Source organism: Arsenophonus endosymbiont of Aleurodicus floccissimus (genome assembly GCF_900343025.1).
In the GTDB taxonomy this organism is placed as follows: Bacteria; Pseudomonadota; Gammaproteobacteria; order Enterobacterales; family Enterobacteriaceae; genus Arsenophonus.
Map to the genome: position 1 here is coordinate 1 of NZ_OUND01000005.1, position 16,407 is coordinate 16,407.

Here is a 16,407-nt window from a genome sequence, read left to right on the forward strand (position 1 = left end):
GTGGGCGAAGGAAGATTGAGGGTGGCTGCTCCTGGTACGAGAGGACCGGAGTGGACGCACCACTAGTGTACAGGTTGTCATGCCAATGACATCGCCTGGTAGCATAAGTGCGGAAGAGATAACCGCTGAAAGCATCTAAGCGGGAAACTTGCCTCAAGATGAGTCTTCCCCTGACAGTAATGTCCTATAAGTGGTGTTCGAGACGAGGACGTAGATAAGCTGGGTGTGCAAGCGTATCAATACGTTGAGCTAACCAGTACTAATGACCCGAGAGGTTTATTCTGACAACACCGAAGGTGTTTTGAGAGAGAAAGAATTTTAGCTTGTTTTGAGATTGAATCTGGTCGGATTTTGCTGAAGGCAGAGGTGTGGTCGCTACTGAGGTAGGTGAGCAGACCGGAAGGCAGCGAAATAAGACGGGATAAATAAAAAAGAATTTGTCTGGCGGCAATAGTGCGGTGGTCCCACCTGTGACCCCATGCCGAACTCAGAAGTGAAATGCCGTAGCGCCGATGGTAGTTGTGGGGTCTCTCCATGTGAGAGTAGGGAGCTGACAGGCTTTCATTTAATGCTAATAGGAATGGGAAAGACCGTTAGTGAAATAAATCGGGTGGTGCGGTAGTTCAGTTGGTTAGAATACCGGCCTGTCATGCCGGGGGTCGCGGGTTCGAGTCGCGTCCGCACCGCCAATAATATTGAAAGTAAGCCCTGTGATATTTTCACAGGGCTTTTTGTTGTTTATTAAAAAACTTGTCAAATATATAAACATTTTTTATAAAGTTGTTTTATTTTCATTTTTCTTGAACTTTAAGATGCAACTATGCTTCTAAACGATAAGTTTATCTATGTATTGGATAGATTAATAAATATTCGATTTTTAAGGGCTATTTGAGGTGGGAAAAAAAATTTATTCGGTGCGTTATATTGCTGGCCAGCCAGCAAAGCGTATTTTACCTGTATCTGAATATACGCTTGATGATGATTTACCTATAGGAATGCCATTATTCTCAGAAAGTGATGAATTAAGCATTCTTTCATGGAATATTTATAAGCAGCAACGTCCAAACTGGTATTCAGTTTTAAATAAATTAGTCATAGATAAACATTTGATTCTATTACAAGAAGCTCAAACTTCACCTCAACTTATTGATTTTGTCGTATCTCAGCATTTAGTTGCTGATCAAGTGCCAGCAATTGTTTTCCCTCAACACGCTTCTGGGGTAATGACGTTAGCAAGATCACATCCAATTTATTGTTGTCCATTGCGAGAAAAAGAGCCATTATTTCGGTTACCGAAATCAGCGTTAATTACCGTTTATCCATTACATAATGGCCGAAATTTAATGATTATTAATATTCATGCGGTTAATTTTAGTTTTGGGGTGGATATTTATAGTCGGCAGCTACACAATATAGGGGAGCATATTAAAAGACATCAAGGGCCAGTGATTTTTGCTGGCGATTTTAATACCTGGAGTCGACAACGTATAAATGCACTTAAACGTTTTACGCGCAGTTTACGGATGAAAGAAGTTAATTTTAGAGCTGATGAACGCACTATCATCTTTGGTTACCCATTAGATTATGTTTTTTATCGTAGTTTGACTCTTCTCGATGTAGAAGTGATTAAAACGCAATCTTCTGATCATAATCCCATTTCCGCCAAGTTTAGTATCAAATAGTTTTAATCAGAGAATAAAAAAATAGAAATGCTAAATCAGCATTTCTATTTTAAATATTAGGTTTGCACTCCGATAATGATGTTAGTTATCAATGCTATTTTATTGATATATTTTCTTTTTTAATAAATAAATAGTAAGTAATTGACAAGCATACGATCCAAATCATTCCTACGATCAGCGCAACGCGTGTATTTTTGAAAAAGCCTAACAGCATGATGACAAACACCATAAATAAGATGGTGATGAATGGACCAATTGGCCAAAATGGTACTTTAAATTTCAGTTTGCTTGCCGTTTCAGCGCTCATTTTACGGCGCATAGCAACTTGGGAAAGCAAGATCATTAACCAAACCCAAACGGTTGCGAATGTGGCTAAAGAGGCAATTATTACGAAAATATCTTTTGGAATAATATAATTGAGATAAACGCCGATCAGCATGATTACCGACATAACAACTACTGTCATCCAGGGAACACCAGTGCGGCTAACTTTCATAAATGAACGAGGTGCTTGCCCTTCCTGGGCCATACCATACATCATACGGCCAGCTCCAAAGATATCACTGTTAATAGCAGATATAGCAGCTGTAATAACAACAATATTTAAGATATTAGCGGCAGAAGTGATATTTAAATTGGCAAAAATTTGTACAAATGGACTACCACTTTGTCCAATTTGGTTCCAAGGAAAAATGCACATTAAGACGAATAGCGTTAAACCATAAAACAGTAATATACGCAATAGCACCGCATTAATGGCTTTAGGGATAGTTTTTTCTGGTTCTTTAGCTTCACTTGCAGTAATGCCGATCACTTCAATACCACCAAAGGCGAACATAACGATTGCTAGTGAGGCAATAATTCCTTCTACACCATTAGGCATAAAGCCCCCATGTTGCCAAAGGTTAAATAAACCTGTTGCATGATGTTCGGTTCCTTGACCAAAACCAAATAACATTATTGCGCCACCACCAATGATCATCGCAATAATAGCAATCACTTTAATAATTGATAACCAGAATTCCATTTCACCGAAAATTTTCACATGACACAAGTTCAATGCGCCAATAAATAGGGCAATACTTAATAACCATATCCATTGTTCAACTTGAGGAAACCAAAAGCGCATATAAGTGCCAAAGGCAGTTACATCGGCCAGACAGACAATTAACATCTCAAAGATATAATTCCATCCAGTAAGAAAACCGGCTAACGGCCCCATATAGTGGCCGGCGTACTGAGAAAAAGAACCTGGTACTGAGTGGTGGACGGCCATTTCACCCAGTGCTCGCATAACCATAAAAACTGCTCCACCACCAATCATATAGGCAAGCAGTACTGCTGGGCCGGCAGCCTGTATTGCTGAAGCTGAACCATAAAAAAGCCCTGTACCAATTGCAGAGCCTAGCGCCATGAAGCGAATATGCCTGCCAGTCAATCCCCGTTTAAGTTGATTTGTATTGTTCATGTGTCGGTTTTCCATTTTTCTTTTTAATATGCTGGATATGCTCCCAGTTCACAACCTATTTATCGCGGTGAATAAACACCGCCCTTTATTTTCAGCACCGATTGGTGCTGAGTATTATTAAGCGATATCTAAATATTTATGCATTTGAACCGATAACCGCCAATTACGTTTAATACAGGTTTCAATACAAAGCTGAGTCGCATTAGCATTTTGACTAATCGGTTGCAAACAAATATGTGGTGCAAGGTGATTCGACTTAAGCTGATTAATCAAAGATTCTAATGCCTCAATATCTTTTTGACACTCAACCGGATGTTTAATTTCATTCGCTCGATTTAACGCTACGGGCAATATACTAAAACCACCACGCATCGCCACTTTTGGTGATACAGTTACCCAAGTTTTTTCAGAACAATAAATATTATGTGTCCCACTCGTCTCGATTTGGCACTGATAACCTTTTTTTTCTAAGTTATCAGTTAATTCGGTTAGATCATATACGCAAGGTTCTCAACCTGTAATAACGATATGCCGAGCTGTATAATTATTCTGTTCAAATAGATCAATAATTTGTTCTGAACTACACGCTGCCCACTCGTCACTTTCGATCTTTTTAGCTAAGATTATCGATAATGGCCGTTATTGTTGCTTATTTTTAGCCCAAGTATGTTTAGTATCACACCAACTACACCCGACCGGACAACCCTGTAAACGAATAAAAATTGCTGCTACTCTAGTAAAATAGCCCTCTCCCTGTATTGTTTAAAAATTTGATTAATTGGATAATCCATGACGTTCTCTAAATTAACTTAATAATTTGCCTATTATTGCAGATATCTATACCTAGAACACCTTTCTTTATGTTATAGTAAACAACTTGTGCTTTGTAGTTATCAATACAACCTGCATTACAAGTTTCTTTAATCATTATTGAACTTAATTGTGGCAAAATGGGTTTCATTTTATGCCAAATCCAACGCGCAATAACTTCACTAATAGGATTTTCTAATCCTTTTATGTCATAAGATAATGATGATCTAATTATTGCTATAAAGGTTTAAAAGCTTTAGAAATATCGCTAAAGTCACCGATCCAGCCTGTTTGTTGATCAATTTCACCGGTTAATTCTAATCTGACCATAAATGAGTGCCCATGTAAACGTCCACATTTATACCCTCTGGGAACATGGGGTAGTCGATGGGCAGCCTCAAATTGAAAGTCTTTAAAAATTGTTGCGCTCATTGTGGCACCTATCAATTGTATTAATGCAAACATTTTATCTGAATGAGTTTATATTTTTATATTAGAAACTTTTGATTAATTAATCTTATTATGTGAGTTAAAAATAATTTAATCATTTTAAAAATGAGATATGGTTATATTATTTTGACCTTGTGTGATAACTTTATGAATATAAAATAGAATGAAAGAATTTTTCAGCATAATTTTTTACTTTAAACAAAAAAACAGTTAACTAACAAAATACTTTAAATTGATCAACTTATAGATGGTAAAAACAAACTTTTTTTGACATATAGCTAAGCTATACTTTGTAAATAAAAAGACCCGTTTGACTCTATTTCATATTTATTTATGAATTTTTTTATTAATAACTTATCTGTGATAGGTAGCGTCATAGGGTAAGTTGTGGGATGATAAGTGAATCTTACAGGGGGCTTCGATGCGTAAATTAGCGCTGATATTGTTGGCGGTGTTTTGCTGGTTACAATATTCACTATGGTTTGGTAAAAATGGTGTCCATGACTATTTGCGTATAAAAAGTGAAGTTGTAGCGCTAGAAACGTTGAACACGACATTTAAAGTACGCAACGAACGTTTATTTGCTGAAATAGACGATTTGAATGAGGGACGTGAAGCTATTGAGGAGCGAGCCCGTTCTGAGCTTGGTTTGATTAGACCTGAAGAGTCTTTTTATCGAATAGTGAATGAGAATGCTTTTCCAAACCATAAATGAAATTTTTAATTAATAATATTTTTTCCGACCACAAAATTATTTAAAAATATTATGACGAAAAAGTAGCAATTCATAAGAAAACAGTCTAGAACAATGAATAAATTTATATCTAATCATAAAGTGCAAATTGCTGCTTTAATACCTGCCGCTGGTATTGGCAATCGTATTAAAGCGGATTGCCCCAAGCAATATCTGAAAGTAGCGGGAAAAACGATCATTGAGCATACCATATCTGCCTTACTTAAGCAGCCAAGAATTTCCCAAATTATTGTTTCGTTAAATAAGGATGATATCTTTTTTCATCAATTAGCGATTGCAAAAAATGCAAAAATTAAAACAGTCGTTGGTGGTTGTCAAAGGGCCGATTCAGTTTTGGCTGGACTGAATTATTTATCAGACAATTTACAGCTAGATCTCTGTTGGGTTTTAGTTCATGATGCAGCTCGACCTTGCTTACATCAAACTGATTTAGATAGTATTATTCGTTTTATTGATAATCAACAGTCTTCTTATGGTGGTATTTTAGCAACGCCAGTAAGAGATACAATGAAACGTTCAGTTCAAGGAAAAATAGATATTAGTCATACTGTTGAACGAAGTGAACTTTGGCATGCGCTGACGCCACAATTTTTTCCTTTAGCATTAATCAAAAACTGTTTGACTCAAGTATTAGCGCAAAAAGCAGTAATTACCGATGAGGCTTCGGCGCTTGAATATTGCGGTTACCATCCTCAATTGCTGGAAGGTAGAGTGGATAATTTAAAGGTTACTCAACTAGAAGATTTGATGTTAGCAGAATTCTACCTTTCTCGCGCTTTATAAGACTATATAAGATTATTGTTAGGAGTATCGTTCATGCGGATTGGACATGGGTTTGATGTACATAAATTTGGTGGAGATGGCCCAATTACAATGTGTGGAGTGAAAATTCCCTATGAACAAGGATTGATAGCGCATTCTGATGGTGATGTCGCCTTACATGCAGTGACAAATGCTATTCTTGGAGCAGCAGCATTAGGCGATATCGGTAAACTTTTTCCTGATACCGATCCGGCTTTTAAAGATGCCGGTAGTCGCGGTTTGTTACGTGAGGCGTATACGCAGGTGCTGAAAAAAGGATATTGTATAAGCAATCTTGATATCACAATTATTGCTCAAGTACCCAAAATGCTGCCATATATTGCTGATATGCGCAAAAATATAGCAGATGATCTAGGTTGCCATATTGATGATGTCAATGTTAAAGCTACCACGACGGAAAAACTTGGATTTATTGGTAGAAAAGAAGGCATTGCTTGTGCAGCAGTGGTTTTATTAGTAAAGGATAATAGTCATGATGGTGACAGTACTTCAGTGTCTGTATGGTAAACCAGTAGCAAGCGGAGCAATAAAATTAACTGCTAAAGATTTTATTATACGTGAAGATCTGGGATTTTTACCTGAAGGTGAGGGTGAACACTTGATGGTGTATGTTAAAAAAAGGGCTGTAATACTCTATTTGTAGCCGACCAGCTGGCTCGATTTGTTGGTATTTCTCCGCGTAATGTCAGTTATGTTGGATTAAAAGATAGGCAAGCAGTAACAGAACAGTGGTTTTGTCTTCATTTGCCGGGAAAGGAAGATCCCGATTTTAGCCAGTTTTCACTTGCAGGATGTGAAATTTTGCTAGTGAAACGACAGAAACGTAAATTACGTATTGGTTCATTAAAAGGCAATGATTTTGAGTTAATTATTCTACATATTAGTGATCAACAAGCAGTGGAAACACGTTTGCAGCAAATCAGAACATTTGGGGGTAGCTAACTATTTTGGTGAACAGCGCTTTGGTCGAGAGGGTAATAATCTCGTGCAAGCTGAGCGTTGGGCAAAAGGTGAAATTGAAGTTAAGCAGCGTAATAAACGTAGTTTTTATCTTTCTGTCGTTCGGAGTGTTATATTTAATTTTATCGTCAGCGAACGTATGCTTAATAATAAAGTACGTCAGATAATGGACGGTGATGTTATGCAATTAACCGGTAGTGGTAGTTGGTTCGTTGCTAAAAGTGAAGAGTTATCTCCATTACAACTAATATTACAGGCTGGCGAAATTCAAATTACCGCTCCGCTATATGGTGAAAAAGAATTAGAAACTCAATCAGAAGCGAAATTGTTTAAACAGCAGTGCTTAACTCATTTTTCTATTTTATTGCCGCTGCTGGAAGCTGAACGAACAAATTTAGTTCGACGAGTGATCATTGTTGTTCCTTATAATATGCATTTGAAATGGTTAGAGCAGCAAACCTTGAAATTATCTTTTTCATTATCTAAGGGTAGTTTTGCCACCAGTGTAATACGAGAATTAATTAATCAATCTACTGAAAATATTATTGATATTCCTGAATAGTATTCGGTTAAAAATAATGTTGTTGATGATAAATCTTATTATATAAATATAATAAGATTTAAAATTTAACAATTATGTTGTCAGTTTGTTTTTAAAGGTGTTAAACCTTCTTTTGCAATAAGCGGCATTAAGGTAAAATTTTTATTTTACTATTATCAGTCAGATGTAACCGATTGCCGGCAACTCTTAATTGATAAATGCTGTTATTAACTAAAGTCAAAATAAAAGAGGCTGAAAATAGCTAATCAAATTCGCCCAATAGATTTTAAGATTAAGTGAAAATATTAGAATTAAACCGACAAAATTTTAATAAAAAATTAGCGGTTAATACATTTGGCAGTATTATTTCTGTTGTTGTAAAAAGTTAACCTGCTTATTTTGTTCGTTATTGACTGGTAGTGTTGATAGTAATTCAGTCAACAACTCTTTATACATTTTTAATATTTATTGGAAATTTTTTATTGATTGATGTATTGCTAGTTAGATATTTGGTTAAGATAGTATTTTCACTGGATATTATTTTTGCTTATCTTATTTATGTTATTTAAAAATGATAATTGTAATTAGATATTTTATTATTTTTCAGGTAGTTGTTAAAACAAACAAAATTATATTGTTATTTTATTACATTCATATCCACTAATATTAGACCTTCATTTTTCTATCGTAATTTGATGTGTTTTATTGTTACTTAATGATATTCTTGCTGTAATCTATTATTGACGCTATTTTCAACCCATAATCTTTTTTTATCATAGATGATAATAGTTGGATAAAATAGCCTGGTTCTTAATATAAAGTTCAATATAAATCAACGGGATACAATAATGCTAAGGATATTGCTAAGTAATGATGATGGTGTAACAGCAACAGGCATCCAAACGCTTGCTACTGCATTGCGTAAACATTATTTCGTTCAGGTTGTTGCACCTGATAGAAACCGAAGTGGGGCATCAAACGCATTAACACTTCATAAACCATTACGAATAGCCAAGTTAGCCAATGGAGACATCTCAGTACAAGGAACGCCAACGGATTGTGTTTATTTAGGCGTTAATCAGCTTATTCGACCCTCTCCTGAAATCGTCGTTTCGGGTATTAATCATGGCCCCAACCTGGGTGACGATGTGATTTATTCAGGTACCGTTGCAGCGGCGACAGAAGGACGTCATCTTAGTTTACCTGCACTTGCGGTTTCATTGAATGGTGAAACACACTTCCAAACAGCAGCAGAAGTAACTTGTCATTTATTAAAATTATTACAGAAAACGCCATTAAAAGCGGGTAATATTCTTAATATTAATGTTCCTGATATTCCTTTATCGGAAATTGAAGGTTACAAAGTAACACGCTGTGGTAGTCGTCATGCAGCTCAACAAGTTGATCCATCTAAAGATCCAAGGGGCGATACGGTCTATTGGTTAGGGCCAGTTGGCGGAATATCTGATGCGGGTCCAGATACTGATTTTGCTGTGGTAGCAGCGGGTTATGTTTCTATTACACCATTACAAGTGGATTTAACCGCTTATAAGGATCAGCAAGTTGTTAAAGATTGGTTATTAAAAGCAGAGGCAAGTGAGGAATGCTAAAACGGTCAATGAGAGATTTATTGACACAACTACGCCATCAAGGGATTAAAGATGAAGGTCTATTGGCAGCTATTGCAAAAGTTCCTCGTGAGCGTTTTGTCGATGAAGCACTTTCACATAAAGCTTATGAAAATATTCCTTTACCTATAGGTTTTTCTCAGACTATTTCGCAACCCTATATTGTTGCTCGTATGACAGAATTACTTACGCTTTCTCCTTCGGATCATGTTTTAGAGATAGGCACAGGGTCGGGTTATCAAACAGCCATTTTAGCTTATCTTGTCACGCGGGTTTTTTCGGTAGAACGGATTAAGGGACTACAATGGAATGCTAAACGTAGATTAAAACAACTTGATCTCCATAATATTTCAACCCGTCATGGCGATGGCTGGGTGGGATGGGCTTCAAAGGGGCCTTTTGATGGAATCATTGTCACTGCGGCGCCGGCAGAACTCCCACTCGTGTTGCTTGAACAATTGAAAGATGGTGGCCGCATGGTATTACCTGTCGGTGAGAAAAAACAGATGTTAAAAGTCATTAAACGTCAGGGTAATGATTTTCATGCTACAACGGTAGAGTCAGTGCGATTTGTTCCTTTAATTCCTGGAAGTTTGGCATGAAATAGGTAATATTTTAACTATAGATAATTTAAGGTTTTATTAATCTCTGCTTTAATAAGCATAATAATTTATTATTTAGCTATTGCTATAAATTGTCGATCATGACTTACATTATCGATTTTTATTTAAGATTTATCTTCACGGGAGAAGAAGTATGAATTTTAACAGCCCAAAATTTATGATTCGATGGGCAACTATCTATATAATAACAGGCACAATGTTAATAGGGTGCTCAATACCATATCATCCAGCAGCGCCAATTAGTAGTGTCCAAGATAGTAGCCGCCCAATTGATACTTATCCTGCTGTCAATACATCATCAAAAAATACGCCAATACCCTCTTCTCCTAAAAATATTTCTGTTAGTAATCAAAATAATAGTATAAGCAAGCCGGTATATCATCCAGTGATACCAGCACCTAAGATTAACACCGATGGCCGAATAATTTATAACCGAAATTATGATAATATCCAAAAAGGAAGCTATAGTGGTAACACCTATACGGTTAAACGAGGTGATACGCTGTTTTATATTGCTTGGATAACAGGCAATGATTATCGTGATCTAGCGCAACGTAATAAAATTGAAGAACCTTATAGTTTAAATATTGGGCAAGTAGTTAATATTGGTAGTAGTTCTACCGACTCAGAAATGGTAGTTGCTAATCGTACTCCGAATACTAACAATACAAATGTTGATTCTCAGTCAACTAATGCGTATGCTTCATCTGGCAGTGAGCAAAATTCAGGAAAGATGTTACCGAGAGCATCCAAGCCACTAACACCTTCTACGCCGCCCGCAACAACAGCATCTTCGGGCTTAAATAGTAACAGCGTAGTCAATACAGTAGGTAAGTGGCGCTGGCCGGCCGAAGGGAAAGTGATTGAATTTTTCTCTGATGTGAAGGGCGGAAATAAAGGTGTTAATATTGCCGGATCGCGCGGTCAACCTGTTTTCGCAACTACAGCAGGAAAAGTGGTTTATTCTGGAAATGCATTACGTGGATATGGAAATCTTATAATAATAAAACATAACGATGACTATCTGAGTGCCTATGCTCACAATGATACTATATTAGTTCGTGATCAACAGGAGGTTCAGGCAGGGCAAAAGATTGCCACTATGGGTAGTACCGGTACAAGTTCGGTAAGATTACATTTTGAAATTCGTTACAAGGGAAAATCAGTAAACCCGTTGCGTTATCTTTCGCAACGATAACTTGGACAGATTGCTTGTCAATTCTGTCTGCATTATCAAAGGTAGGAGTGACTGATGAGCCAAAATTCGCTAAAAGTTAACGAGTTATATGACGATTTAGACAAAACTAGCATGGATGCGGAAAGCTTTCGATGAAAGCTTGCTAAAAGAAGAGGACTTAAATCTAGAGCAAGATGATGATTCAGATATATTTCAGAATATTAATCAACGTCTTCTAGATGCAACTCAGCTTTATCTTGGTGAAATTGGATATTCATCTCTTCTGACAGCGGAAGAAGAAGTATTTTATGTGAGGCGCGCTTTACGTGGTGATGCAGTATCACATCAGCGTATGATTGAGAGTAATTTACGTTTGGTTGTAAAAATTTCTCGTCGCTATAGTAATCGGGGTCTTGTCCTACTAGATCTGATTGAAGAAGGCAATCTTGGATTAATTCGGGGGTTGAAAAATTTGATCCGGAAAAGGGTTTTCGTTTTTCAACTTATGCAACATGGCGGATCCGCCAAACTATTGAACGAGCAATTATGAATCAGACGCGAACTATCCGCTTACCGATTCATATCGTTAAAGAGTTAAATGTTTATTTGCGTATTGCAAGAGAATTGGCTCAGAAACTTGATTATGAGCCAAGTGCCAAAGAAATTGCAGAACGCTTAGACAAACCGGTGGATGATGTTAGCCGGATGTTGCGGCTAAATGAGCGGATCTCTTCTGTTGATACTCCAATCATAAAGTGTTACTTGATGTGTTATCTGATGATAACGATTCAGGGCCAGAAGGAACTATCCAAGCTAACAATATGAAAGAAAGTATTGTTAAATTGCTGTTTGAACTTAATGCAAAACAGCGTGAAGTATTAGCGCGCCGCGTTGGTTTATTAGGTTATGAATCGGAAACGTTAGAAGAGGTAGGGCGAGAGATTGATCTTACTAGAGAGCGTGTTCGTCAAATACAGGTTGAAGGTTTGCGACGATTGAAAGATATTATTGCATAATCAATGTCTTAGTATGGAATCTTTATTTAAGATTTAATATCTTTGCAATATCGTTAATATTAAGTAAGGTGGGAAGGAAACCGACCTTTTTGTTTGACATCAGGCGGGAACGCCACTATGAAATTTAAAATCGCTATCCGGCGTTTGGATCAATTCAGCCTCGATGTTAGCAAAATATTCGATCTGCTGCTGAATATTTTCGCTAGAAATAGCTTGTGCTAAAACTAAATAATCTTGATAGTGGCGAAATTCTGATCTGAGTAGTGAAATATAGAATTTAGCTAAGGGTGTTTCAAGATGAGGAGCGAGTTTAGCAAAACGCTCGCAAGAGCGCGCTTCGATATAAGCGCCAATGATCAGTTTATCAATTAATGTGTTCGGTTCATGATGGCTAACATGACTAAATAACCCCTTAGCATAACGACCGGCACTGATAGTTTGATATTTGATATCTCTTTCCGTCATGATTTCCAGCACTTGATAAAAATGGTGGAGTTCCTCTTTAATTAATAACACCATTTTATCAATCAGAGATTGGCTATAGCTTGTGTTTTTCTTTCCTCGGATCGATTTGGATAACTGATTTTTTCCTTTAAGCGTATCAATATTGCCAATTTTCTTATAAGCAAAATCTTCGAAAGGTTGTAACCATTGTAAGAGTGTATCACTGCTCTGTTCATCAACGGCATATTTTCGCAACAGTAGCATAGCACTTTGCGCGGCTTTTAGTTCACACAACAGGTGATCGCATAAAATAATCGCTAAGTTTTCTCTGGCTGACTCGCTTTGTCTATCCACGCTTACGGTGTTTTGCAGGCTAAAAAATGGTGAATTGGATCAAGTAATCTTGCATCATATATAACATAACTATTTCACCATTTCTTTTAACCGATAAATCAATTCTAGCGCTTGACGAGGTGTTAATGTATCAGGATTTAACTTTTCGAGAGTTTCAATGGCTGGTGAAACCGCCTTTTCCACTACTTTTACTAGTTGTGAATGATCAATAGATTTATTTGCTGGCAGCGAGGAGAACGTTTCTAGCTCGATTAATTTCTGTTTTGCTTGTTGAATAACCTTGGCGGGGACACCAGCCAATGAAGCCACCGCTAAGCCATAGCTTTTACTGGCAGCGCCTTCTTGAACGTTATGCATAAACGCAATCGTGTCATCATGCTCTATTGCATCCAGATGAATATTAACCGCACCTTCCTGCTTATCTGCCAAATTAGTTAATTCAAAATAATGCGTAGCAAATAAGGTCATAGCTTTAATCTGGCTAACCAGATTTTCTGCACAAGCCCAGGCAAGAGAAAGACCATCGTAGGTTGAGGTTCCGCGACCAATTTCATCCATTAATACCAGACTTTGTTCTGTCGCATTATGGAGGATATTAGCGGTTTCTATCATTTCCACCATAAAAGTTGACCGACCAGCAGCAAGATCATCCGACGCACCAACCCGAGTGAAGATCCGATCAATCGGGCCAATAATCGCTTTTTCGGCTGGCACAAAGCTACCTATATAAGCAAGCAGTGTAATTAAGGCTGTTTGACGCATATAAGTACTTTTACCGCCCATATTGGGGCCAGTAATAATTAACAACCGGCGTTGTTGTGACAGCTCCAGTGGATTAGAAATAAATGGCTCACTAAGTACCTGCTCAACGACTGGATGGCGTCCAGCAACAATTTCTATGCCAGGTTTCTGATTTAATATTGGACAGTGATAGTCCAAAGTCTCGGCGCGCTCTGCCAAATTATTGAGTACATCTAATTCCGCTAACGCTTCGGCGCTAGTTTGCAATGCTGATAAATGAGGTAATAACAGATCAAACAGTTCTTCATAAAGCTTTTTCTCAATTGCTAATGCTTTACTTTTAGAAGTTAGCACCTTGTCTTCATATTCTTTCAACTCAGGGATAATATACCGTTCGGCATTTTTTAGGGTTTGGCGACGAACATAATGGATAGGTACCAGATGACTTTGTCCACGACTGACTTGCAGGTAATAGCCATGCACCGCATTAAAGCCGACTTTTAGGCTATCAATGCCTAATTTCTCTTTTTCCCGCAATTCAAGTTTTTCCAAATAATCACTGGCACCATCAGCCAATGCACGCCATTCATCAAGTTCGCTATGATATCCGGTTGCGATCACTCCTCCGTCTCGCATTAACACCGGTGGTGTGTCAACAATCGCTTCTTCCAATAGTGTTTTCAGTGATACAAAGGAGCTAATGCGTGACTGCAAGTTTTTCAAATAGGGAAATTCAATCTTATCTAATATCGCGTGAATATCGGCAAATTGTTGGAAAGCATGACGCATGCGAACCAGATCCCGAGGCCGGGCTGAACGGAGTGCTAAACGAGCAAGTATCCGTTCTAAGTCACCGATTTGGCGTAGAAAAGGTTGTAATTCCAAATGATAAGATTGGAGTCTTGCTATCGCTTGTTGGCGATTTAATAATTTATTTACATTGCGCAACGGACTATGTAGCCAACGTTTTAGCATCCGGCTACCCATCGGCGTTACACACTGATCTAGTATCGCAGCTACCGTATTCTCGCTACCACCCGATAAATTTTGTGTCAATTCAAGATTACGACGCGTAGCGGCATCAAGGATAATGGTTTCTTTTTGCTGCTCCATGGTAATACTATGGATATGGGGCAATGCTGTACGTTGGGTATCTTTAACATATTGCAGTAAGCAACCCGCTGCGCGCAATGCTAATGTCGCCTTTTCAACACCAAACCCCATCAGACCCTGGGTACCAAATTGTAGATTCAATTGTTGTCTAGCGGTGTCTAATTCGAACTCCCATAATGGGCGACGACGTAGTCCTTTATTATTTTCAAATAGTGCAACATCGACAAAATTCTCTGGATAGAGCAGTTCTGCCGGTCGGGTACGTTGTAATTCAGCGCTGATGGTGTTGATATCAGCCATTTCACTGATAATAAAACGGCCGGAAGTGATATCTAAAGTGGCATAGCCATAACCATTATCTTCTTGCCAAATCGCAGCTAATAGATTGTCCTGACGCTCTTGTAGTAATGCTTCATCGGTAACGGTTCCCGGCGTTACGATGCGAACAACTTTACGTTCGACGGGGCCTTTGCTGGTGGCGGGATCACCGATTTGTTCACAGATAGCAACCGACTCGCCTAACTGAACTAATTTGGCTAAATAACTCTCTACGGCATGATGAGGCACGCCAGCCATCGGAATGGGTTGGCCGGCCGACTGCCCACGCTTAGTTAATGAAATATCAAGTAATTGGGCTGCTTTTTTGGCATCATCAAAGAATAATTCATAAAAATCACCCATCCGATAAAATAACAAAATATCAGCATGTTGTGCCTTAAGGAGTAAATATTGCTGCATCATTGGGGTATGGAAAGCGAAGTTTTGGGAATTAATCATAGTTTTTATTTTTTAACTCTTTGAGTTGTAATATTGCCGGTAAGACTTGCTTGCTGAATGCTATTGTAATTAAACCCGAACAATTTACTGTGTAAGGGATTGGTTTTAAAATAGATTGTCAGCTTGTTAGCAAAATCTACCCACTTATGAAAAATTTTCTTCACTATACTATGGATAAGTAATAACCAAAAGTCACGGCGATGAAAAAATAGTGCTCACAAAATTAGCCTCATAAAGGTTCTATGGCAAATTTATTGACTACATTGCGAGCGGAGTGGAGAAAACAGATGTAACTGTTATTTAGTTGCTTGCGTCATAGCAGTGAGAATAGCTATCAGATAAGCTCTTTACGAAAACAGATAACGGATTCTGTTTCATTAAAGCCCCAATTTTGATGGGCTTCATGTGATAGTTTATTGTCAATTTCGGCATCGGAACAGAGTTCTTTAAATCCCTTTGCAATCAGATCGGTGGTTATTTTATTGATCAATGCCTAGCCAATACCTTGTTGACGGTATTCAGGCTTAACCCAGATACCCTCCAAAAAGGGAACCGGTTGTTTGGTGCAGCCGTTGGCATATTCCCGTAGGCAAATTTCGGCAAAACCGACGGCCTGATGGTTTAATATAGCGATATATCCTGTATTTTGCTTACTACTTAGCATTTTATCTATGTCACTAAGATGGGCATCATGGGCATATCGATCCCATAGTTGCCCAAACCGTACGGTCATTTTTCTCCATCTTTCTAATCATTATTGACATACCGTTTCCTATTTTTTAACAGCGACAAAATTATTTTTTAGCTGGATAAAAGTTACGCCGAATTTTAAACAGCTTTATTTATTCCTTATTTTATAACAATATTATTTAATCGCGACATATGGCTAAATCAAATTGGTTTTATTTGGTTTATAAAGTGTTTAGCAATTTAAACGCCATTTCTTTGTTATTAAGATTTATTGGTTTGTCGCATTAATCATTATTACATTTTTTATTTCTAACTAGCCGAGAAGTCTATTTTATTGTTGAGCACAATTAATTTCTA

The 16,407-nt window shown here is 37.6% G+C and carries 11 protein-coding genes, 1 tRNA gene, 2 rRNA genes and 5 pseudogenes; 12 read left to right on the forward strand and 7 right to left on the reverse strand.

Features of this window, described 5'->3' with window-relative positions:
- The 4 genes from ARADI_RS13520 to ARADI_RS13535 all read left to right on the forward strand — a co-directional run.
- Positions 1-284: ribosomal RNA gene (locus ARADI_RS13520) — 23S ribosomal RNA — on the forward strand; the annotation flags it as partial.
- Between the two features lie 156 nt (positions 285-440).
- A 5S ribosomal RNA gene (gene rrf, locus ARADI_RS13525) occupies positions 441-559 on the forward strand.
- Between the two features lie 53 nt (positions 560-612).
- Positions 613-689: transfer RNA gene (locus ARADI_RS13530), tRNA-Asp, on the forward strand.
- 204 nt (positions 690-893) lie between these two features.
- Positions 894-1,682 carry an endonuclease/exonuclease/phosphatase family protein gene (locus tag ARADI_RS13535; RefSeq protein WP_119712363.1) on the forward strand — a complete coding sequence of 263 codons (789 nt, stop codon included), beginning with the start codon at positions 894-896 and terminating at the stop codon, positions 1,680-1,682.
- Between the two features lie 94 nt (positions 1,683-1,776).
- Here the strand turns inward: ARADI_RS13535 and ARADI_RS13540 are convergent, their stop codons facing one another.
- The 3 genes and pseudogenes from ARADI_RS13540 to queD form a co-directional block, all read right to left on the reverse strand.
- Positions 1,777-3,150, reverse strand: a complete 1,374-nt coding sequence (locus ARADI_RS13540) for an amino acid permease (RefSeq protein WP_119712364.1) — start codon at positions 3,148-3,150, stop codon at positions 1,777-1,779.
- Between the two features lie 117 nt (positions 3,151-3,267).
- Positions 3,268-3,941 (reverse strand): annotated as a pseudogene (gene queE / locus ARADI_RS13545) (7-carboxy-7-deazaguanine synthase QueE).
- Positions 3,942-4,045: 104 nt separating this feature from the next.
- Positions 4,046-4,392 (reverse strand): annotated as a pseudogene (gene queD / locus ARADI_RS13550) (6-carboxytetrahydropterin synthase QueD); the annotation flags it as partial.
- A gap of 439 nt (positions 4,393-4,831) precedes the next feature.
- On the opposite strand from queD, the gene ftsB reads away from it, so the two are divergent.
- From ftsB to rpoS, 8 genes and pseudogenes are all read left to right on the forward strand, one after another.
- Positions 4,832-5,125 (forward strand): cell division protein FtsB, encoded by a 294-nt coding sequence (gene ftsB, locus ARADI_RS13555; protein WP_119712365.1) that lies wholly within the window; start codon positions 4,832-4,834, stop codon positions 5,123-5,125.
- Between the two features lie 93 nt (positions 5,126-5,218).
- On the forward strand, positions 5,219-5,947 hold the full coding sequence (ispD, locus tag ARADI_RS13560) for a 2-C-methyl-D-erythritol 4-phosphate cytidylyltransferase (protein WP_119712366.1): 729 nt from the start codon (positions 5,219-5,221) through the stop codon (positions 5,945-5,947).
- A gap of 33 nt (positions 5,948-5,980) precedes the next feature.
- Positions 5,981-6,493 (forward strand): 2-C-methyl-D-erythritol 2,4-cyclodiphosphate synthase, encoded by a 513-nt coding sequence (ispF, locus tag ARADI_RS13565; protein WP_119712367.1) that lies wholly within the window; start codon positions 5,981-5,983, stop codon positions 6,491-6,493.
- Positions 6,459-7,508, forward strand: a pseudogene (gene truD, locus ARADI_RS13570) (tRNA pseudouridine(13) synthase TruD). Before ispF ends, truD begins: the two are co-directional and overlap by 35 nt.
- 827 nt (positions 7,509-8,335) lie before the next feature.
- On the forward strand, positions 8,336-9,097 hold the full coding sequence (gene surE / locus ARADI_RS13575; RefSeq protein WP_119712368.1) for a 5'/3'-nucleotidase SurE: 762 nt from the start codon (positions 8,336-8,338) through the stop codon (positions 9,095-9,097).
- A complete protein-coding gene (locus ARADI_RS13580) occupies positions 9,091-9,717 on the forward strand; it encodes a protein-L-isoaspartate(D-aspartate) O-methyltransferase (RefSeq protein WP_119712369.1) in 627 nt (208 codons plus the stop codon). Before surE ends, ARADI_RS13580 begins: the two co-directional genes overlap by 7 nt.
- A gap of 154 nt (positions 9,718-9,871) precedes the next feature.
- The gene (nlpD, locus tag ARADI_RS13585) at positions 9,872-10,936 is read left to right on the forward strand and encodes a murein hydrolase activator NlpD (RefSeq protein WP_119712370.1); all 1,065 of its coding nucleotides are present in this window, start codon (positions 9,872-9,874) and stop codon (positions 10,934-10,936) included.
- Between the two features lie 54 nt (positions 10,937-10,990).
- Positions 10,991-11,968 (forward strand): annotated as a pseudogene (gene rpoS, locus ARADI_RS13590) (RNA polymerase sigma factor RpoS).
- Between the two features lie 62 nt (positions 11,969-12,030).
- On the opposite strand, the pseudogene miaE reads toward rpoS, so the two are convergent.
- The 4 genes and pseudogenes from miaE to ARADI_RS13610 all read right to left on the reverse strand — a co-directional run bounded on the left by miaE (position 12,031) and on the right by ARADI_RS13610 (position 16,093).
- A pseudogene (gene miaE, locus ARADI_RS13595) lies at positions 12,031-12,791 on the reverse strand (tRNA isopentenyl-2-thiomethyl-A-37 hydroxylase MiaE).
- Positions 12,792-12,798: 7 nt separating this feature from the next.
- Positions 12,799-15,360, reverse strand: coding sequence for a DNA mismatch repair protein MutS (gene mutS / locus ARADI_RS13600; RefSeq protein ID WP_119712372.1), 2,562 nt, complete (start codon positions 15,358-15,360; stop codon positions 12,799-12,801).
- Between the two features lie 334 nt (positions 15,361-15,694).
- The gene (locus ARADI_RS13605) at positions 15,695-15,850 is read right to left on the reverse strand and encodes a hypothetical protein (protein WP_182853262.1); all 156 of its coding nucleotides are present in this window, start codon (positions 15,848-15,850) and stop codon (positions 15,695-15,697) included.
- 3 nt (positions 15,851-15,853) lie between these two features.
- Entirely contained in the window at positions 15,854-16,093 is a 240-nt protein-coding gene (locus ARADI_RS13610; protein ID WP_119712373.1) for a GNAT family N-acetyltransferase, read from the reverse strand.
- Positions 16,094-16,407 lie beyond the last annotated feature (314 nt).

Excerpts from the sequence above, each read along its gene's own strand:
- ARADI_RS13540 (WP_119712364.1), bottom strand. The coding sequence starts at position 3,150 with ATGAACAATACAAATCAACTTAAACGGGGATTGACTGGCAGGCATATT.
- ftsB (WP_119712365.1), top strand. The coding sequence starts at position 4,832 with ATGCGTAAATTAGCGCTGATATTGTTGGCGGTGTTTTGCTGGTTACAA.
- ispD (WP_119712366.1), top strand. The coding sequence starts at position 5,219 with ATGAATAAATTTATATCTAATCATAAAGTGCAAATTGCTGCTTTAATA.
- ispF (WP_119712367.1), top strand. The coding sequence starts at position 5,981 with ATGCGGATTGGACATGGGTTTGATGTACATAAATTTGGTGGAGATGGC.
- surE (WP_119712368.1), top strand. The coding sequence starts at position 8,336 with ATGCTAAGGATATTGCTAAGTAATGATGATGGTGTAACAGCAACAGGC.
- ARADI_RS13580 (WP_119712369.1), top strand. The coding sequence starts at position 9,091 with ATGCTAAAACGGTCAATGAGAGATTTATTGACACAACTACGCCATCAA.
- nlpD (WP_119712370.1), top strand. The coding sequence starts at position 9,872 with ATGAATTTTAACAGCCCAAAATTTATGATTCGATGGGCAACTATCTAT.
- mutS (WP_119712372.1), bottom strand. The coding sequence starts at position 15,360 with ATGATTAATTCCCAAAACTTCGCTTTCCATACCCCAATGATGCAGCAA.
- ARADI_RS13610 (WP_119712373.1), bottom strand. The coding sequence starts at position 16,093 with ATGACCGTACGGTTTGGGCAACTATGGGATCGATATGCCCATGATGCC.